The sequence below is a fragment of the Kitasatospora sp. NPDC056783 genome, assembly GCF_042789895.1.
Lineage (GTDB): Bacteria > Actinomycetota > Actinomycetes > Streptomycetales > Streptomycetaceae > Kitasatospora.
Genome location: NZ_JBHUAF010000042.1, coordinates 1 through 16,522 on the forward strand (window position 1 = coordinate 1; position 16,522 = coordinate 16,522).

Annotated in this window: 23 protein-coding genes; 2 read left to right on the top strand and 21 right to left on the bottom strand. The window is 65.9% G+C overall.

The annotated features are described in order from the left end of the window. The 5 genes from ACFRMQ_RS09480 to ACFRMQ_RS09500 form a co-directional block, all read right to left on the bottom strand. On the bottom strand, nucleotides 1–499 hold a 499-nt coding region (locus tag ACFRMQ_RS09480; protein ID WP_380728683.1), incomplete at its 3' end, for a DNA cytosine methyltransferase. 119 nt (nucleotides 500–618) lie between these two features. Continuing rightward, nucleotides 619–1,314: a hypothetical protein gene (locus ACFRMQ_RS09485; protein WP_380728685.1), complete on the bottom strand. Its 696-nt coding sequence runs from the start codon at nucleotides 1,312–1,314 to the stop codon at nucleotides 619–621. 84 nt (nucleotides 1,315–1,398) lie between these two features. Continuing rightward, on the bottom strand, nucleotides 1,399–2,184 hold the full coding sequence (locus ACFRMQ_RS09490; protein ID WP_380728687.1) for a hypothetical protein: 786 nt from the start codon (nucleotides 2,182–2,184) through the stop codon (nucleotides 1,399–1,401). 182 nt (nucleotides 2,185–2,366) lie between these two features. Continuing rightward, nucleotides 2,367–2,930, bottom strand: a complete 564-nt coding sequence (locus tag ACFRMQ_RS09495; RefSeq protein ID WP_380728689.1) for a hypothetical protein — start codon at nucleotides 2,928–2,930, stop codon at nucleotides 2,367–2,369. Nucleotides 2,931–2,941: 11 nt separating this feature from the next. Beyond that, nucleotides 2,942–3,223, bottom strand: coding sequence for a hypothetical protein (locus ACFRMQ_RS09500; RefSeq protein ID WP_380728691.1), 282 nt, complete (start codon nucleotides 3,221–3,223; stop codon nucleotides 2,942–2,944). Nucleotides 3,224–3,338: 115 nt separating this feature from the next. Here ACFRMQ_RS09500 and ACFRMQ_RS09505 point away from each other — a divergent pair, with 115 nt between their 5' ends. After that, nucleotides 3,339–3,827, top strand: coding sequence for a spore-associated protein A (locus ACFRMQ_RS09505; RefSeq protein WP_380728693.1), 489 nt, complete (start codon nucleotides 3,339–3,341; stop codon nucleotides 3,825–3,827). A 30-nt stretch (nucleotides 3,828–3,857) separates the two neighbouring features. On the opposite strand, the gene ACFRMQ_RS09510 is transcribed toward ACFRMQ_RS09505, so the two are convergent. From ACFRMQ_RS09510 to ACFRMQ_RS09555, 10 genes are all read right to left on the bottom strand, one after another. Continuing rightward, nucleotides 3,858–4,616 (bottom strand): peptidoglycan-binding protein, encoded by a 759-nt coding sequence (locus tag ACFRMQ_RS09510; protein WP_380728695.1) that lies wholly within the window; start codon nucleotides 4,614–4,616, stop codon nucleotides 3,858–3,860. Nucleotides 4,617–4,698: 82 nt separating this feature from the next. After that, nucleotides 4,699–4,968 carry a hypothetical protein gene (locus ACFRMQ_RS09515; protein ID WP_380728697.1) on the bottom strand — a complete coding sequence of 90 codons (270 nt, stop codon included), beginning with the start codon at nucleotides 4,966–4,968 and terminating at the stop codon, nucleotides 4,699–4,701. Then, on the bottom strand, nucleotides 4,928–5,203 hold the full coding sequence (locus ACFRMQ_RS09520) for a hypothetical protein (RefSeq protein WP_380728699.1): 276 nt from the start codon (nucleotides 5,201–5,203) through the stop codon (nucleotides 4,928–4,930). Before ACFRMQ_RS09520 ends, ACFRMQ_RS09515 begins: the two co-directional genes overlap by 41 nt. Nucleotides 5,204–5,219: 16 nt before the next feature. After that, nucleotides 5,220–5,633: a hypothetical protein gene (locus tag ACFRMQ_RS09525; RefSeq protein WP_380728701.1), complete on the bottom strand. Its 414-nt coding sequence runs from the start codon at nucleotides 5,631–5,633 to the stop codon at nucleotides 5,220–5,222. Nucleotides 5,634–5,721: 88 nt separating this feature from the next. After that, nucleotides 5,722–6,819: a hypothetical protein gene (locus ACFRMQ_RS09530; RefSeq protein ID WP_380728703.1), complete on the bottom strand. Its 1,098-nt coding sequence runs from the start codon at nucleotides 6,817–6,819 to the stop codon at nucleotides 5,722–5,724. Between the two features lie 3 nt (nucleotides 6,820–6,822). Next, nucleotides 6,823–7,920, bottom strand: a complete 1,098-nt coding sequence (locus ACFRMQ_RS09535; RefSeq protein ID WP_380728705.1) for a hypothetical protein — start codon at nucleotides 7,918–7,920, stop codon at nucleotides 6,823–6,825. Between the two features lie 10 nt (nucleotides 7,921–7,930). After that, nucleotides 7,931–8,794: a phage distal tail protein gene (locus tag ACFRMQ_RS09540; protein WP_380728707.1), complete on the bottom strand. Its 864-nt coding sequence runs from the start codon at nucleotides 8,792–8,794 to the stop codon at nucleotides 7,931–7,933. Continuing rightward, nucleotides 8,795–11,212: a phage tail tape measure protein gene (locus tag ACFRMQ_RS09545; protein ID WP_380728710.1), complete on the bottom strand. Its 2,418-nt coding sequence runs from the start codon at nucleotides 11,210–11,212 to the stop codon at nucleotides 8,795–8,797. 388 nt (nucleotides 11,213–11,600) lie between these two features. After that, complete coding sequence (locus ACFRMQ_RS09550; RefSeq protein WP_380728713.1) at nucleotides 11,601–11,912, bottom strand: hypothetical protein; 312 nt, start codon at nucleotides 11,910–11,912, stop codon at nucleotides 11,601–11,603. 55 nt (nucleotides 11,913–11,967) lie between these two features. Next, nucleotides 11,968–12,531, bottom strand: a complete 564-nt coding sequence (locus ACFRMQ_RS09555; protein ID WP_380728715.1) for a hypothetical protein — start codon at nucleotides 12,529–12,531, stop codon at nucleotides 11,968–11,970. 53 nt (nucleotides 12,532–12,584) lie between these two features. Between ACFRMQ_RS09555 and ACFRMQ_RS09560 the strand changes: the two genes are divergently transcribed. After that, complete coding sequence (locus ACFRMQ_RS09560) at nucleotides 12,585–13,166, top strand: hypothetical protein (protein ID WP_380728717.1); 582 nt, start codon at nucleotides 12,585–12,587, stop codon at nucleotides 13,164–13,166. On the opposite strand, the gene ACFRMQ_RS09565 is transcribed toward ACFRMQ_RS09560, so the two are convergent. The 6 genes from ACFRMQ_RS09565 to ACFRMQ_RS09590 all read right to left on the bottom strand — a co-directional run bounded on the left by ACFRMQ_RS09565 (nucleotide 13,140) and on the right by ACFRMQ_RS09590 (nucleotide 16,520). Continuing rightward, nucleotides 13,140–13,544 (bottom strand): hypothetical protein, encoded by a 405-nt coding sequence (locus ACFRMQ_RS09565; RefSeq protein ID WP_380728719.1) that lies wholly within the window; start codon nucleotides 13,542–13,544, stop codon nucleotides 13,140–13,142. The two genes, ACFRMQ_RS09560 and ACFRMQ_RS09565, sit on opposite strands and share 27 nt — an antisense overlap. A 13-nt stretch (nucleotides 13,545–13,557) precedes the next feature. Beyond that, nucleotides 13,558–13,824, bottom strand: a complete 267-nt coding sequence (locus ACFRMQ_RS09570; RefSeq protein ID WP_380728721.1) for a hypothetical protein — start codon at nucleotides 13,822–13,824, stop codon at nucleotides 13,558–13,560. After that, nucleotides 13,821–14,165 (bottom strand): hypothetical protein, encoded by a 345-nt coding sequence (locus tag ACFRMQ_RS09575; RefSeq protein WP_380728723.1) that lies wholly within the window; start codon nucleotides 14,163–14,165, stop codon nucleotides 13,821–13,823. The genes ACFRMQ_RS09570 and ACFRMQ_RS09575 overlap by 4 nt, the downstream gene beginning before the upstream one ends. Continuing rightward, nucleotides 14,162–14,701, bottom strand: a complete 540-nt coding sequence (locus tag ACFRMQ_RS09580; protein WP_380728725.1) for a hypothetical protein — start codon at nucleotides 14,699–14,701, stop codon at nucleotides 14,162–14,164. Before ACFRMQ_RS09580 ends, ACFRMQ_RS09575 begins: the two co-directional genes overlap by 4 nt. A 191-nt stretch (nucleotides 14,702–14,892) precedes the next feature. After that, on the bottom strand, nucleotides 14,893–15,849 hold the full coding sequence (locus ACFRMQ_RS09585) for a major capsid protein (RefSeq protein WP_380728727.1): 957 nt from the start codon (nucleotides 15,847–15,849) through the stop codon (nucleotides 14,893–14,895). A gap of 92 nt (nucleotides 15,850–15,941) precedes the next feature. Beyond that, nucleotides 15,942–16,520 carry a hypothetical protein gene (locus tag ACFRMQ_RS09590; RefSeq protein ID WP_380728729.1) on the bottom strand — a complete coding sequence of 193 codons (579 nt, stop codon included), beginning with the start codon at nucleotides 16,518–16,520 and terminating at the stop codon, nucleotides 15,942–15,944. Nucleotides 16,521–16,522: the final 2 nt, after the last annotated feature.

Sequence of the window (16,522 nt, forward strand, 5' to 3'; positions counted from 1 at the left end):
GGCCTTGCGCTTGTCGGGGTGCTGCGGCCCTCCATTTATCCCAAGATTCGCCGTGGGAGTTTTGAGGCACCGCAACGCAGAACCAGCGGTCGCGGTGGTGGGCTGCTCCGATATCTGATGCTCGAATACAACTCCATCGAGTGTCATACCCGATCTCGGCCAGCCCGGCGACGACTTCCGGGAGGCCCCGGCGGAGGATCGCCGAAACGTTCTCCAGGAAAACGATTCTCGGTCGTAGAACGCGAATCGCTTCAAGGACCGTGAACCAAATCCCCGAGCGCTCATCGGCCAACCCCTTTCGCAGCCCTGCATTACTGATTCCCTGGCACGGAAAACCGGAAGTGATAACGTCAACTTCGCCCACCAGGGCAGACCAGTCGATTTCCGTGACGTCACCCAGGTTTCTGGCGTCCGGGTAGCGTTCGGCCAGGACCGCGCAGGCACCCGGGTCGATCTCGGCTACGTATCGCACCTGGTCAGACATGATATGCTCGGCCACGACACCGAGCGCGCCGACTCCGGCACACAATTCGAGAATAGGCAAGGAATACCCCCGTCCGGGCGCGAAAAGGGGCCCCGCGGCCGTGTTTCCCATGGGGCCCCAATTCGCTTATCCGGCTAGAACTTCGGGTCCGCAATCGCCTCGTTCCACGCCTTGATCACGCGGATTACGGGCTTGCGGTAAGAAACGTCGCGGCCCTTCTTGGTGGTGTATTCCACCAGCTCCAGCTCAAGGGAGCACAGGGCCTCGCCATCGATCTTGGAAAGGGCGTTGTCCACCTCGTGGAGAACTTCCGCGAGCTTCCAAGAACCGGTCTGGAGCTTGAACACACCAAGGTCGTAGTCCTCGGCCAGACGGAAGGCAACCGAAATGGACGGGGCCGGCCCACGCTTGGACTTAGCGGCGGCCTTTCGGTCCTCCATCAGCGCGGGGCAGTGGCACGGCCGGCCCTTGTCCTCGTCCGGGCTGAGGAATTCCACACCATCACAGTGGTGAATCAGGCTCGGACCGTTCCAGAGCTTGAGATCAGAAGAAATCGCGTCCGGACCGGAAAGAACGACCTTGACCTTATCCGTGGCGGTCTCCACGTCGATAAAGTTTTCGCTGGTGGAATCGGTCTCGACCGGCGAACCGCCCATGAGCTGAGCGATAGCCGTAGCCACCTCTGGATCGCCCGTGGAGACGCGCCAGGCGGGCAGAGCAACGGGAATTCCGTTCTCCTGCTTACCGCCGGAGAAACGGCCCACGGTGTCGTCAGAGAACGTCGCCTTGGGCTTCGCAGCCGGGTCGGTCTCGAAAATGCGCAGTGCCATGAAAAGTCCCCCTGTTTTGGGCATGAAAAAGGGGCCCGGCCCGTTGCGGGCGTGCCCCTGGTGATCGTCTATTCGGTTATGGGGCTACGCGCGGCGCTGCGTACCGGTGATGAGCCGGCGGGCGCTCTCGACAATCGCACGGCCAAGGACACGCTTACTGAGATCGCGGTCCCAGTCGAAAACCTTGCGCAGCGTCAGGAACACATCGAACACCTCGGGGTCGATAGCAACGGGCTTGAATGCCCAGCCATCCGGGGTGATGTGCAGAACCGCCGCCCCGTCGACAGCCGGCATCGGCTCCGACGTGCCGTCCGAGGAAATCACCTTGTCCGCGTGAGCGTAGGCACTCATCTGGAGAGCCACATCCGGATAGGTCGACTTGGATGTCTTCCAGTCCACGATCAGCGTGACCCACGTGCCGTTTTCGTGGTCAGGCTTACCGTCCTCGCCGAGGCGGACACGGATAATCGCGTCGAAACTCCCCGCGTACTGGTGAGAATCCGACCAGGCGATATCTTCGGCGCGCACCAGCTCGGGGCGCATCACTTCCAGGAACTCCGCGAACGCGGCCCGGTATGGCTCCAGGTCCGGGTGCACGCGGCCGATGATCTCGCCGCGGATCATGCGCTCGAAAAGGTCGTGGGCGTCGCTGCCGATCTTGGCCCGAAGCTTGGTGTAACGAGCGTGGGCATTCCGCAGGTAATCGACCGCGCCCTGTTCGTCCCGCTCGGCGATCGACGCCACAGCAGTAAGGTTGGCGACCGCCGTTTCGGCAGTCATCCGGGCCGCCCACCAGACCAGGAACGGCTTGGGCAGCATAGCGATGATCGAAGTCACGCCCGGGTACTTGATCGCGGTTTCCGGGTTCACGTACCACCGCGACCCCCCGCGCTTAATCGTCCGGATAGCACCGGCCATAGGTTCCCCCTCGGGATCGGGGCGAGGGGTGGCGCGGTTGTGGTTCTCTCCTATTTTTTAGATACACAAGAAAAAAGTAGAAGAAAGGGAGAAAGGCCACCCGTTCACAACCGCACCACCGCTCGCCCGCTGTGTCAGCGGCGCACGGCGAGCGTGTCCGCGAGTGCGTAAAGGTCTTGCAGCGTGCCGGAGTTGGGCACGGTCACGTCTACCGGGGCGTGGTCTAACTCGGTCTCGCTCACGTGGTGCTCGGCGTCTCCGCCGGCTCCGGCCCCGGGCCGCTCGATGCGGACCACCAGGGCGCCCCGAGCCCGCAGCGCGGCAAGCTCGTTGGCGTATCTCACGTCCGAGACGACCACGGGCAGGTTCCAGCGGTCGGCAGTGTCGAGCTTGGCCAGGGCAAGCCGTAGCCAGTGCTCGGGGTCGCCCTGGCGGACGGCCTCGCCGAGCCGCTGCAACGTCGTCCGGGCTTCCGGATACTCGACCTTGACCCGATCCCACCCGTACCGGCCGACCACGTCGGACAGCCGGATGGGCAGGGTCGCCATGCCGAGCGGCTGCGCGCCCACGATCGGGTCAAGGTCGATCGCGGCCCGCTTGAGCGCATCGGCGAACGCAACCCGGGTGAACTGGTACCGCTCGACCAGGCGGGCCGCCGTGGAGTCCTTGCCGCTCCGGGCCCGGCCGAGCAGCGCCACGTGCCGGTAGGTCACTCGGCGGCCGGGAACAGCTCACCCTGACCGGGCACCTGGTCGCCCTGGTCGTCGTCCGGGTGCTCGTCGTCGTGTACCTCGGCCGGGGCCGGCTGTGCGAGGGCGTCGGCGGTCTTGCTGTCCTCGGCGCGCTGTGCCGCCTCACCCACACCGAGGACGGCAGCCACCAGGGCGAGCACCAGGGCGTCAGGAAGGGACGGGAGGAAGTAGGCGACCAGGGCGACGGCAGCGCCCAGGACGTTGGAGAGGCGGGCGGGGTGGGTATTGACGAACTTCATATGTTTCCTCCGAATTTAAAGGTTCTTTTGCGATCATGGCTGAAAACTTCCTCTTTTGGCGGCATGCAAATCACGCTAACGTCGGCAAGTATTCCGCCAGGAAAGGGAAGATCAAGTGATGGTCAAAAACTTTCTACCCACTCGCTTCAGGCAGATGGGCCGCCAGGTGGCGACAGCAGTCGGCCTGCTGGGGATCTCCGCTGCTTCCATCGTGGCCATCCCCGGAACCGCCAGCGCCCAGGAGGCTGCCTACAACGGCGTTTGCGGGAGCGGTTACAACGTCAAGGGCTGGGCAGACGTCTACTCCCGGGGTGGAAGCCTGGCAGCGACGGTGTACCTGACCTACTCGGCGGCCACCGGATACAACTGCGTAGTAACGATCAAGAAGCACGCCACAACGTATTTGATCGGGGCGTTCCTCTCAAACGACAACGTCCCGGATTCGTGGGTTAGCGACTGGGGGAATTACATGCAGTACGCCGGTCCCGTCTATGTGTACGCGAGGGGGGCGTGTGTCAGCTGGGGCGGCGCCTATGAGGATTCAGAGGTGAATCGCAATCACACCAACTGTGGTTCGATCGCGCCCGCAGGGCCCAGCCGCTGACCCCTGCGGGGATTCTGTGCCTCGGGCTGCTCAGGCGTTGGGTACGCGGAGCGCATCCCACGTGGTCTTGCCGGGCCAGCCATCGGCGTCCGAGCCGGTGAAGCCCCGCTTGCGCTGCCAGAGCGCGTACGACCGGCGGTCTGCCTCGGTCCACTGCGGACCGGGGCCGGAGCTGTAGGCGGAGCACCCTTCGGCGACCAGGCGGCGGCCCATCGCGGTCACGATCGGGCTTCGCGGGTTGGCCTTGAACCAGGCGGCGCCGGGGAACGGGACGTAGGTCGTACCGGTCGAGCTGCCGCTACCTCCGGGTGCGGGCATGCCTGACTGCACCCACGCATACAGCCGGCCACCAGGGCACAGCGTTGCGAACCCGTCGCGGTGGCCACGCTTGGCCAGGGTCCGGCCGGTGCGGGCACACGCCTCGTCGTACAGCGCGCGGGCAGCACGGAGCGCGGCGTCCGTCGGGGCCTGGTCGCCACCAATGGCGATCTGGACACCGAGCCCGCTGCGGTTGTGGCCCGGACAGTGCGCGCCCTGGAGTCCCCAGCCCCGACCTTCGTAGATGTTGCCGGCCTGGTCGACAACGAAGTGATAGCCGATGCCGCTCCACCCGTTGGCCAGGTGTTCGGCTTCGATCGCGCGCGGGACCGCGTTGCCGGTGCGGTTGACTGCGGATGCGCCGTCGTAGTGGACGAAGAACTCCGTCCGCTCCGACAGCGAGACCGCGTTGACGCTGCCGTTCCACGGTCGTGCGCCCCACTGCGCGCGGGAGATGACGTTGACGCTCAAGGTGCCTCCTCTAGGCATGCGAGAGCCCCGCCGGCTGGTGCGCGGACGGGGCTAGGGTTTCCGAATTCGTGTGTTTGGTGGGCTACTTGGCGAACGCCTGCACCACGGCCACCAGGGCGCCGCCTACACCGGTCAGCGCAGCGACGGGCACGCCGTAGCGCCAGGCTTCGAGACTGCGAATCCGCGATTCGTGGTCGTCCAGTTCCTCGCGCACTCCCTCGGCTTGCTGGCCCATGCTGCGGACCTCGGAGCGGAGCCCGATCACTTCGTCGTAGATCTCGCGGGCGCCGATCGACACCACGCCGAGCTGATCAGGCGGGGTCTGCGGGTCCGGTGAGCGGGATGCGGGCATTGGGGTCCACCTCCTGTCGCTGCACCGTGACCACGGCGGCCAGCGGCCGGTAGTCGATGCACCTGCGTAGTAGCGCTGTGACCGCCCCCTCGGCAGCCCTGGTGATCTCCTCGCCCGCCCTGGCGATCGACACTGCATCCGGCGGGCCGGGGTCCTGCCCGGTGACGTAGGCGACGACCGCGCGCACGTCCTCGGGCGGCAGGATGATCGACAGGTCGTAGGCATGCCCGTCCATGGGGTCCCCCTCTTCTCTAGTAGCCGGCCGGAGCGGTCACGGCGGTCCAAGTCCCCCCGGGGGTCGCCCCCGGTGCCGAGCTGGTCGACAGTCCCGCGGCGAGTCCGAGCCAGACCGACAGGGCAGGGGCACCGACGCTCTGTCTGGCCTGTAGCAGTACGCGCCGCCACGTTCCGGCTCGGGTGTGTGGCGGGTCGAGCGTGTGCAGCCAGTCGCAGCGCATCCACTGTGCGGCGGCCCCCACGCCGAGGACGGTCACGCCGCTGGTGCGGCCCGTATCGACGTCGTACAGGCGGAACTCGACGTACCCGCTGCCGGACGCGACGGCCCGGAAATCGAGCCTGAGAACGGGCTGATTCAGGTTCCCGATGCCGATCTGAGCAACGGCCCGGAACGCCGGACCGGGCTGCCATCCCTCGTACGGGGTCATGGGCAGTGGTTCGTCCCGGGCCCCCTGCCGGGGGGTTCTCTCCAGCGTGTCCAAGCGTCGCCCGAACTCCGCCAACTCTGTTGCAAGGTTAGGGACTTGCAGCGCTCCCGACACGTTCGAGCACCTCCCCGGGCACCAGGCTGACCGTGGTGTCCTCGCCGCCGTCGGCGGCCCGGACCGTCATGCCAGTGATCATGTAGTCCCCATCGAGCACCAGGCGCCCGCCGGCTCGGGCTCGTACCCGGGCCTGGTATCCGGGCAGGACGTCACCCGGCCCCGGAGACGAGTCCGGATACAGTCGAACTTCGGGGATCACCACCGGAGTTGAGCCCTCGGCGATCACCTGTTGGGCGTACGCCGTGAGCGTGCTCGGCAGGATCACGTCCTGGCGGGACTGCACTGCCGACAGCCGCGGGATTCGGCGACTCGGGTCCGTCTCGGCGGGCAGGTTGTACCACCAGCCGGTGAGCTGGTTCTCGGCCTCGCCGCCGCCGGTCACCACCGCTTCGGTAGCCATGTTCGTACCGTCCACCGTGATCCGCGGGATATCGCACGTCACGCCGTGTTCCAGCACCAGGTCAGTCGGTATTCCCGAGGGCGGGCCGAGCCTCATGCAGTTGACGATCCGGTTTCCGGACCACCAGTGATCGATGCGGAAATCAAACCCGTCGCGGACGCCGCTAAGGTCCTCGACAACCTGCCCGACCGCCTTCCGCTCATAGGCCCGATAGGTACGGTCCCGCAGAACTCCCGTAGCCATCCCGTCGAATATGAGCGCCCTCGGGCCGGTGTTCCACTGGTACTGCCCCGTGCCGTCTGCGAAATCCTGAATCAAGGACTGCACTATGGAGCCCTGGTCGCGTTGCACGAAATTCGCGTCGTACGTGATCTGCCGACGCCGGTAGTACTCCCACAGCCCGAGACAATGCAGCTCCACTGTTTCGTTCTCAAGGTCCAGCGACGATCCGACCAGCGGACCGCCCCATGTGACTTGCGCCCCGCGCTGGATATACAACAGGGACCGCCACGGCCGGAGCACCGACCAGTCAAAGCCAGTAAGGGGGATCTTGACCGTGGCCGACCTTTTGGCTTTGATTTCCGACGAGTAGGACAGGTCAATGGGCAGCAGCTCGCCCCACACGTCGCCCGAGGTGAACTCGGCGACGATCACGCGGTATTCCGGCATGTCCTACTCCACCGGAATGATGGTCATCTGAGCCGTGCTCTGCCAGTCGTCATACTGGTGTACACCGCCCTGCGAATACAGGTAGAGATGTACGGCCAAGGGCTGGTTTTTCGAGATCCACACATGCGTCACCCCGACGTGAGCGCCGCTGCCACCGGTATTGACTCGTATTCCATCCCACTGGAGAATGCCGCCCGACATCACCCAACAGGACGTCCACCCGGACCGGCCGGCGGACGTCGTGTACCGCATTTGGTAGCTGACGATCCCTACCCGGTCATACGATGTGGCAGCACCGTCGAACGTCATCATCCGCCCGTTTCCGCCGTTCGGCTGGTCGGCGCCCCACCAGCCAGTAGCGCCCCGGGACGTAGGCGCCGTGTGCAGCGAGATCCCGGCGCTGAGCGGTCGGGCACTCGTCGCACCCTTGACGTACAACCGGTCCTCGTCGGTGTTGTAGATCAGCCCGCCGCGATTCTGCTGTGCAGCCACGGATGCGACACTCTGCCCCGGAGCTGTCCGCAGCGGGGAAAGCGGAGTCGGATCTCCCTGCGAGGACGTGAACCGCATGTCCTCGATATCCGACGGAGCCAGGACCAGGGCGCCCCGGCGCACGCGAATCTTCGCCAGAAGAATGCAGTTTTCAAACGGTACGGTCGGGGCGCCTGACCCGTCGACCCCGCGGACCACATCGACAGTCCAGCCGGCCGCGAGATTCCCGGGGGCGAAATTCCCCAGGGGGACCTCCGAATACGGTGTCGCATCGGTTTCATTCGTGACCCGGGCAATGATGAGGTCGTAGCGGTCGGCCGTAGCCGAGGCGGTCGCTAGATCAAACTGAATTCCAGGCGCCGGAAGATCCACATAGTAGGCCCCGCGGCTATCTCGGGTGCCATTTTTGGTGAGTGGAATCCATGCCCGCCCGGGCGCTACTGCCACCCGGGCAGAATTACCAGAAACCGCTGTGACTTTGAGCCCGTCGCCAGCCGATCCCGGAATGACACCGATATTGAGCCCACGCACGTCCGCGAGAGCCGCCCGAAAATCCTGCGCGTCGTACTGGCCTTTTTGAATGAAAAGCGGTGCACGGATACCCGCCACTCGTTCCCCCTTAAATCCAGGCGGCGCGCCAGCGCACGTCCGCCCCGCGGGCAGCTTTGCCCAGTAGATCGTCAAATTCCAGCCGGACCGTGCCCGGCCGGAATGGGAACCAGGTCGAATCCGGAGAGAGCGCCCCGTACCGAGGTGCACCATTGAGAAGCACCGCCCGCGCCCCGGTGTCTACGGTCAGAACCTCCGCCGTGGGCACCGTGAGCTGCACGGTAATTCGCTCGCCCGTGGCCCTGTTGAGAATCGTCGGATGCACTACCGGGCCAGTGATGGTGTAGACGGGCCATGTCGGCGTGTCTCCCGCTACCTCGATGTCCCTGGGCGGCGCAACGACGGCCGTGCCGTCCCGAAGGAGCGCGAGCGGGAAGGCCAGTGGGAAGACCGGCGCCGACCCCCGCGGGCTCGCTGGCAGTACCCGCGCCGTGGATTCCTGGTCGGCGTACAGCCTCGGGTCCTCGGCCCACAGCTCGACGTCGAACCGCGCGGCCCCCGCGGCGAACACGGGTCCGGTCGGAGCCGCACGCTTGCGCACGCGAGCCGTCAGCCGGCCGAGGCCCCCCGCAACCCCGGGGACCGCGAACCGGAGCGTCCTGTCCCCGGCGCCCGGCTGGAATACGCGGAGCACGTCCGCGAGTGTGGCGGGATCGTCCAGCACGGTGAACGCCAGCTGCACTGTGCGGGCCCCAAGGTAGTCCGTTCCCGCACTCGCGCCGTGCCGCTGCAACAGCGTCCGGTCCGAGGCCCGTACCTCCGGGCTGTCGAGCAGCCCCGAGGGTTCGTGCAGCACCACGGAGCCGGGGGCGCCCAGCAGAACGCCCCCGTACTCCATCGTGTAGGGCTGCCCGGAGAACGATGCGGCAGCCAACTACCCACCCCCTACTCTGAGTTGCCAAGCGATCTCGCGGCCGATCTCCCATGCCGAGGCCCCCGTACGGGCGTTGACCGTGATGGACTGTGCCGAGCCGGCCAGCGCCCCAACCGGAGCCAGCACCGGGGCAGGAACCCGCACGGGCGGGATGGTCACCAGGGCGCGGAGCCGTGCGGTCAGCTCGGGAGCCGCCTCGTCCACGCCTTCCGCGATTCCCGGAGGAATCCAGCGTCCGATGCGGGCCGCCATAACCCGGGAGGGCGATTTGATGCCGAGGGCATCCGCGATGGGGCCAGGAATCGCGCTCTTGGCCCATCCGATCAGGTGCTCTTTCAGGAACGAACCCATGCTGGAAATACCATTCCAGAGCCCGCGGACCACATCTTTGCCCTTTTCGAGCAAAAGTGATCCGAAATCCCCGAGCGCTTCCTTTATCGCGCCGGGAAATCCCTTAGCCCATGCTATGAATTCTCCGAACTTCTGCTTCGCCGACGATGTGAAATCGGCGGCAGCCTGCCCGGCAGTTCGCAGCATGCCCGCCAGTGAGGACACCCACCCGATAAAATCTCCGAACCAGCTGATGCCGGTTCCGATCGCCGACCACAGGGCCGAGAAGGCCGGCCCTGCGAGCCGGAGGACAACCGGGATCACGACCCCGAGAATGTCGGCCCCGAGCCGCCCCAGCCACGACAGCAGCGAGGCCAGGAACTCGACCGTCGGCCGTCCCTTCTCGACCACTTCGAGCAGCTTCGAACCGATCATCTGGAGAGCCGGGACAACGCGCTCGGACACGAACGCGCTCACGGCCGCGAAAATCGGGATCAGGTTTGCGGAGACTGCCTCATAGACGCTCAGGACAGCCGGCCAGACGACCCCGACCAGGATTGAGCCGAGGGCGGAGACGACCGGCATTACAGCGCCGACAATCGCCGATCCGAGCTGAAGCGCCGCCGGAACCAGATAGTTCGCGAAAGCGTCCCAGAGATTCCGCGCGACCAGCCCGGCACGCTCCAGCAGCCCCACGAATCCGGAACTCGCGACCTCGGAGCTGCCCGTGGTAAACGCGGCAGAAAACGCCCGTACACCGGCAACGGCCGTGTCAAGAACGGTGCGGACCGTTGCCCCGGCCACGATGATCGGGTTGATCCACGACGTTGCCAGGTCGACGCTCGCGCCCGCTCCGGTGAACGACCCGAAAAACAGCCGGACCACGTCCGCGGCCACCCTCAGGGGCGGCCCGAAAGTGTCGGCCAGGAATGAGCCGAACCGGACGAGAACCGGAATGACCTGGTCCCCGATAAAATTGGTCAGGCCGACTTCAAGGGACCGCTTGAATTGCTCGATCTTGGCGCCCGCGTTGTCGTGTAGCGCGGTGCCCATTTTCTCGGCAGCGCCCGCGGTTTCCCCGAGGGATTTCGCGGCCGAATTCACGTCCAAGGCCAGCAAACTTTGCCCGAGGTCTTCGGCCTTGGTTCCGAAAAGTCCGACTGCAACCTGTGATCGTTCGGCCGGATCTTTAATGGCCTTAATGCCATCGAGAACCTGTTGCAGGCCCTCGCGGGCACCAGGACCACCCGCCGCAATCTTGCGGGTCATGTCCTCGGCGGAAAGGCCGATCGCCTTATACGCATCGGTGCTGGCTTTAGACCCATCCGTCGCCCGGATCTGAAATTCCTTGAGGGCGTCGGCGACGGTATCCGTGTCTCGCGCACCTGCCGCCATACCCTGAGACATAAGCCCCATGGCATCCGCAGCGGACAGTCCCAAGTCGCGAAACTTGGTGCTATACTCATTCATGGTGTCCGCCATGTCGTCGGCACGCGGACCCATTTTCTGCATTCCGACGGTCAGAATGTCGAGCGCTTCTGTACCGTCTTTTGCCAGCCCGTTTTTTAGCATCTGGCCGACGGCATTACTCGTTTGGCCGAGATCCAGCTCAAAGGTCTTGCTCAAATCCGTCACCTTGCCGGTGATGGATTCGATCTGTGCGTTCGTCGCATCCGGCGGGAGGATGCCTGACCGCATCACGCCGGAAATTGCCTGTGCGGCTTCCTCGACATTGTCGGTGACGCCGTGGGCATAAAGCTGCCCGGCTGCCTTCCCGTACCGGCCCGCCTCCTCGGGCGTCGTGCCTAGCTGAGCCTGGATTTTGCCGTTGATTGCACCCTGATCAAGGGCATCCAAAAACCCCTTGGTCAAAAGCGCAGCGGCAGCCAGGCCAACGCCCAGGATACTGCCCTTGAGAAACCCACCCATTTTGCCGGTGAAGCCCTCGCCGGCTGCCGCTCCACCCTTTTCGCCGGCCGCCGCTCCGGCCTGCTCACTAGGGCCTGTGACCTGCGATTCCAGCTCGCGGGCGAAGCCCTGCACCTCGGGCACAATGCTGAGGTAGCCCATTCCGACTTCGACGGCCATTAGTCACCCCCCGGGGTCGGCTGGAATCTCGCCAGATAGGCGGCGACTTCCTTCGGGCTCCGGGTGGTCGAACCGATCCGACCAGGCTGCTTGACACCCGGCCGCGGAATCGGGTCCGGCCGCCGGCTCGGCGACTTCGACCCCGCATTGCCTCTCTGCCAATTCGCCTCGGACAGCCGATCGTGAACGGCCGCGAGGAGTTGGGTTTCCAGCGTCCACGGGGCATCAGGACCGGCCAGTGAACGGGCCAGCGCGGAATCCGGTGGCAGCCCGGAGATAAGGGCTCGAAGGCGCCTCAGAGTAAGCCCAGAGCCGGGCACGAGCAGGTCTCGGATATCGATCCGGTAGTAGCGTTGTAGGTCCGCCTCGACCGCCTCGCCGTGATCGCTCAGGAGGCGGGCGAGGGCTGCGATTCCCCCGGCGTCACACCCGTGTGGTTCTGCCAGCGCCGGAACAGCTCACCCAGCGCGGAAAGGGGCAGGGGCAGCGAGTCGAATTCCTGCCACTGGTCGCCGAGACCTTCTCGCATCAGGGACAGAATGTCGTCCGCCGAGGGCGCCGACAGGTTTACCGTCGACAGCAGGGCCTTATCCAGGTCACCCGCAGCAGGAAGGGAGAAATCCGTACCGCCCAGCGTGAACTCATACGGCGTACGGCCGTTCTCTGCTACCCAGTTGTCAAGATTGAAACGATCAGCCATTGGGATACCTCTCGATCATGCAGAAACGTTTCTGCAAAAGGGCAAAAAAGGGGAGTCAGGACGACGGGGCGGCCAGCCACGCCGGATCGTCAGAGAACTTGATCGCCACAGTCCCGTCTGCCGCGGGATAGGCCGTGATCGTGAGTTCGTAGGCCAGAGCCTCGTCACCCTTATAAACCAGGTCGCCAACCTCGGTAACCTCCCCGTCGGGGACCACGATTCGGATGTGGGAATCGCCGTCGACCACATCGAATCCGAACATTCGACGGTCCGGACCGGGTGCCTTGATGGCAAGCACCGCCTTGCCCGAGGCGCCGGTTACCTTGCTGCCCTTGTGGTACAGTTCCAGCGTGGTCTTGGACGTCTCGATGGCAGTCAGTTTGAACGTCATTTCCGAGCCGGAAACAACCTTCCTGACCGTCGCCCCGCCCTGCCAGGCCTTGATTTCGGTGACGTCTGCCGAATTGCTTTCGGTGATTCCGTCGTCGGAGATCCAGCCGATATCGACCGCATCGGCCGGCCAAGGGCTGGTTGCGTCGGTGGGTGCCTTGGTGCCACGTGGCGCGGCGTATGCGGCGCCGGTAATGGCGACGCGAACCTGATTCGCATTTAGAGTCATTTCTTCTCTCCTTGAAAAAAATCGATCTTGACTGGCCCGATAGAATCATCGACATGGATGCTGGACTAGCCGCTGTGTGCGGCGCCTTGGCAGGGTCGATGGCAACAATCGGGGCTGCTCTTGCGGCCGGAAGGGCACAGCGGGAAGGTGCGCGGATAGGGGCGCGCGCCGAACACCGGAAAGAACGGCGCCAGCCTCGCCAAGACGCGTATAAGGCGCTCATTTCGGCCGCCTCAGAGATGCGCGATATCCGCAAGGGGCCTAAGCCGGGCCTGAGGGAGGAGCAGAGGGCTTATGATGCAAATTCCAAAATTCAGGAGGCTTGGACAGACGTTGCCCTTCTCGGGCCGAGCAGTGTCAGCAATCTGGCATCTGCGATTCGAGAAAAGGCCGCTGCATTCAGCACCCTGATGTGGGCTCTTTACGGTATTCCAAATGTCAAACTATCCGATCAGCTGTATGGAAGCGCCTCAACGGATGCCGAGAAGGAGAAATTGCGAGACGGGTACTGGAAGTCACTCGACGTTCTGGAAAATGAGATAGCGGCGGCGATTGAGGCCTTTTCGGCAGCCGCCCGCTCTGCTCTTGACGATGATGGCAGCCAGCGCCTACGAAGGTGGCCCGCTCGGCGGTAGAACGCGGCCCCGCATGTGGAGCTCCACCGCCAGGGCGTAACGCGGACTGCCGGATTGGTCATCGGGCAGCCACATAAGCCCGCCGACTTCGGTGATCCGGTACACCGTGACGTCGTCGCGGACACCCGGAATCGAGTCGAGCAGCGCGCGCACCATGGCGGCGAGATCGTGCGCCGCGGATTCGGTCTCGGCCCACGCGTGGATATCGAGCCGGGGCCGGTCGGAGACGACCGTTCCTCGGGTGCCCCCGACCCGCTCGACCCGGACGCACTCCGGCGGGCGGGGCGAGGGGATACGGGAGACGACCGGCACAGGTCGGCCGACTTCGGCGAGGGCTAGCCGGAGGTATCCGGTAACCACCGCCACGGCGTCCGGCATGAGGATCAGGGGCCTACTCCCCATGGGCACCGTCCAGCCCGCGGAGTAGGTCCCTGCGCGAGCCTTCGCGCCCGCCGCTGGTCGGGAACGAGTAATTCCCGATGACAGCGCCGCGCCACCGCGTGCGGCCCTCTTCCAGATCGGTTCGGAAGTCGCCGCCGTTCGCCGACGCAGCGCCCGCTACCCGGTTCGTGATCCGGCCGACTTCCTTTCCGACCGTGGGCAGTTTCATGATCGACCTGATCCCGGCTTTATTCGGTTTGAATCGACGGAACTTCACCCGTTCACCTCCTTTAGCCGTACCTCGGTGTGGTGGTGCCGGGCTCCGAGCAGGTACCGGGCGGGCTCGCCGTCCACTTCGAGCAGCCGGCCGAGGGCGGTCACCCGGTCTCCGGGGCCGAGGTCGACGTCCGTCCCGGGCCGGGTGATCAACCGCCACCCCGTGACCACCACGGGCCGGTCTCCGACAGCCTCGGTCGACTCCTGGGGGACGACGTCGACCCGGGCCACGGTCGTACTCGTCGCCCTGGTCCAATCCCGCTCGCTGGTGGTGTTGCCGTAGCGGTCAACCACGAACGGGGCGCGCAGAGTTACGACGGTCTGGCCGTAGTGGAGACTCATTCGAGACTCACCACCGCCGCACGGCGCCGGTACCGCGCGAGCTGGTCCCGCTCGGCCGGGGCGAGGCCCGCCCCGATGGTCTCCGCGGCGTACGTGACGCTCACCCCGCCCACCGCCTCTTGCCGTAGGTCGTTGGGGTTGGTGACCACTCGGCCGGCGAGCGTCAGCACGATGGACAGCACGTCCGCCGGGACGGCCGAGTAACCCGCGGTGTAGGTCACCAGGGCGGGCGTGTACGGGTACCGCTTGACCCGTAGGCGGTCGCGGACCAACTCGAACTCGGACGGGGCCAGCGGAGTACCGACCACGCTCACCGAGTCGACCCGGACGACCGGGCGGAGCGGCAACGTGATCCACCCGTCCCGCGGGGTGAACTGCGCTGTGGTGGTCCGCCTGGTGAAGTCGGTCCGGGCCTCGCGGCGGACCACGGCGGACGCCATGTCGAGCACCGAGGCGGCCCCGGGCGGTAGGTCGGTGGGGTCTCGCTGCAACCAGGCGGCGAGCTGGTCCATGCTGGCCAGTGCGGGCAGGGTCATGACGCAACCCCCTTTACTGCGCGACGAGTTGGGCGCCGCACCCGATGCACCGCGTGACGGTCAGCTCGGCCCCGTCCTGGTCGACAGCCGGGAAGCTCTCGACTCGGGACGGGGCGTCGCAGGAATCCGTGTGCGGGATCTTCGGGACCGGCGCCGCAGCGCGCTTACGCGGCGGCAATTCCCGGCCCCCCTTACTTGGCGAGGACGCCGTTAAGGCGGGCAGCCGCCTTGCCGCCGAAGACCGCCACGCCGCAGTAGAACTCAATGCGGGTGCGGTAACTCGGCTTGGTCTCCAGCTCGCCCAGGTCGTAGGTCTGGACACCGCCGTTGGTGAGACCGGTCACCGCGCGGTCGTCCTCGCTCTGGCCGAACTTCACCGCGTAGACGGACGACGCGTCCACGGCGGTGCCCTGCGTCTCGGTCTGCGGGAGGATGTCGACGCCCGCGGCGGTCTGGCCCGGGTCGAGCAGCGCAACGCCGTTGTAAGTGACGACGCGCTTGCCGGTCAGGTCCTCGCGGACGATCTCGACACCGCCGATCCGGCGGGCCGCCGAGCGGACCTTGGCGATAACGGCGCGGTTGGCGTAGATGGCGCCGTTCGAGCCGTTGAGACCCGGCACCGCGGCAACCAGGCCGTCCAGCAGATCGAAGAACGCGTGCGAGTCGGTGCCGCCGTTGCCCACGATCGGGGCGCCGTTGGTGCCGGCCGAGAGCACCTGTGCGCCGGTCAGACGCTTGCGCAGACCATCGAAGGACTTCGGGTCGGTCGCGGTGTCGCCGTTGAAAAAGGTCTCGGCGAACTTGTGCGAAGCCGCCTTCACCTTCATGCGGGTCTGAATGGCCCGCTGGTCGTTCAGGTTGCCGCGGGTGCGGACAATGAACTTGTCCACGTCCGCGTCACCGCCGAGGATCACCAGCGTCTCGGACTTCTGGTTGACCGTGCCGGTGCTCTCGGAGTACGCGCCGCCGACCGCGCGGAACTCGACGCCGGGAAGGGTCGCCTCCTCGTTGTAGGCGTAGGCGTTGCCCTCGATGGTGAGCATGGGGATTCGGTCGAGAATGCTCGACTCCTGCACGAAAGTCTCAATGACTCCACGCTGAAGGTCGGTGGTCGAGAGCTTCGCAGCCTCGGCGAGAGTGAGTGCCATCTAGTGTTTCCCCCTGATTTGGGCATGAAAAGAGGGCCGCCCGGCGGGCAAGCCCTCGAAGGGAAGGCGCAGGTTCGTTTCTGCGCGGGAGATCAGTCCTTGTACGCGCGCCGCAGACGCTCGTACGGGCTCGCGGGCTCGGGCTCGGCCGCCTTGCGCTGACCGGCGCCCACGTCGCCCCACGGGGCCGCTCCGGACTTCGGCGCGGCAAGGTAGGGCTTGGACTCAATGAGCCTGTCCAGAGCGGCAGTTACCGCCTTGGCGTCGATCTCGCCCGAGGGGCCGGCCAGAGCCGACAGGTCGAGCAGCGCGAGGGCGTCCGCAGGGTCAGCGAGGCGACCAGCGGCAGCCGCCCGTACCTCGGCGCGGACAAGCTGAGCGGTGAACTCGCCGCGGATCTCGGAGCGGATCGCGTCAAGGTCGGTGCCCCGGCTCGCGGCGTTGCTCCGGCGGAGCCGGTTCGCCTCTGCCTCGGCGTCGGTGGCTCGCTTCTCGGCAGCCTCGCGGGCGGACTTCTCGGCGGTGAGCGCGGCGCCCTGGTCGTCGGTCTTCGGGTCCTGGTCGCCAGTGGGGGCGGGGTTGCCGCCGGTCTTCGCCGGGTCCTGGTCGCTCGGCGTCGGGTCGCCCTGCGGGCCGGTCGGGTTGGGGTTCGGGTTCGGGTCGTTCGGCATGG

Bases quoted from the DNA above. Each gene is read 5' to 3' on its own strand.
- ACFRMQ_RS09585 (WP_380728727.1), bottom strand. From the start codon at position 15,849: ATGGCACTCACTCTCGCCGAGGCTGCGAAGCTCTCGACCACCGACCTT.
- ACFRMQ_RS09550 (WP_380728713.1), bottom strand. From the start codon at position 11,912: ATGGCTGATCGTTTCAATCTTGACAACTGGGTAGCAGAGAACGGCCGT.
- ACFRMQ_RS09500 (WP_380728691.1), bottom strand. From the start codon at position 3,223: ATGAAGTTCGTCAATACCCACCCCGCCCGCCTCTCCAACGTCCTGGGC.
- ACFRMQ_RS09565 (WP_380728719.1), bottom strand. From the start codon at position 13,544: ATGCCGGACGCCGTGGCGGTGGTTACCGGATACCTCCGGCTAGCCCTC.
- ACFRMQ_RS09515 (WP_380728697.1), bottom strand. From the start codon at position 4,968: ATGCCCGCATCCCGCTCACCGGACCCGCAGACCCCGCCTGATCAGCTC.
- ACFRMQ_RS09575 (WP_380728723.1), bottom strand. From the start codon at position 14,165: ATGAGTCTCCACTACGGCCAGACCGTCGTAACTCTGCGCGCCCCGTTC.
- ACFRMQ_RS09545 (WP_380728710.1), bottom strand. From the start codon at position 11,212: ATGGCCGTCGAAGTCGGAATGGGCTACCTCAGCATTGTGCCCGAGGTG.
- ACFRMQ_RS09525 (WP_380728701.1), bottom strand. From the start codon at position 5,633: ATGACCCCGTACGAGGGATGGCAGCCCGGTCCGGCGTTCCGGGCCGTT.
- ACFRMQ_RS09530 (WP_380728703.1), bottom strand. From the start codon at position 6,819: ATGCCGGAATACCGCGTGATCGTCGCCGAGTTCACCTCGGGCGACGTG.
- ACFRMQ_RS09560 (WP_380728717.1), top strand. From the start codon at position 12,585: ATGGATGCTGGACTAGCCGCTGTGTGCGGCGCCTTGGCAGGGTCGATG.
- ACFRMQ_RS09520 (WP_380728699.1), bottom strand. From the start codon at position 5,203: ATGGACGGGCATGCCTACGACCTGTCGATCATCCTGCCGCCCGAGGAC.
- ACFRMQ_RS09485 (WP_380728685.1), bottom strand. From the start codon at position 1,314: ATGGCACTGCGCATTTTCGAGACCGACCCGGCTGCGAAGCCCAAGGCG.
- ACFRMQ_RS09580 (WP_380728725.1), bottom strand. From the start codon at position 14,701: ATGACCCTGCCCGCACTGGCCAGCATGGACCAGCTCGCCGCCTGGTTG.
- ACFRMQ_RS09555 (WP_380728715.1), bottom strand. From the start codon at position 12,531: ATGACTCTAAATGCGAATCAGGTTCGCGTCGCCATTACCGGCGCCGCA.
- ACFRMQ_RS09590 (WP_380728729.1), bottom strand. From the start codon at position 16,520: ATGCCGAACGACCCGAACCCGAACCCCAACCCGACCGGCCCGCAGGGC.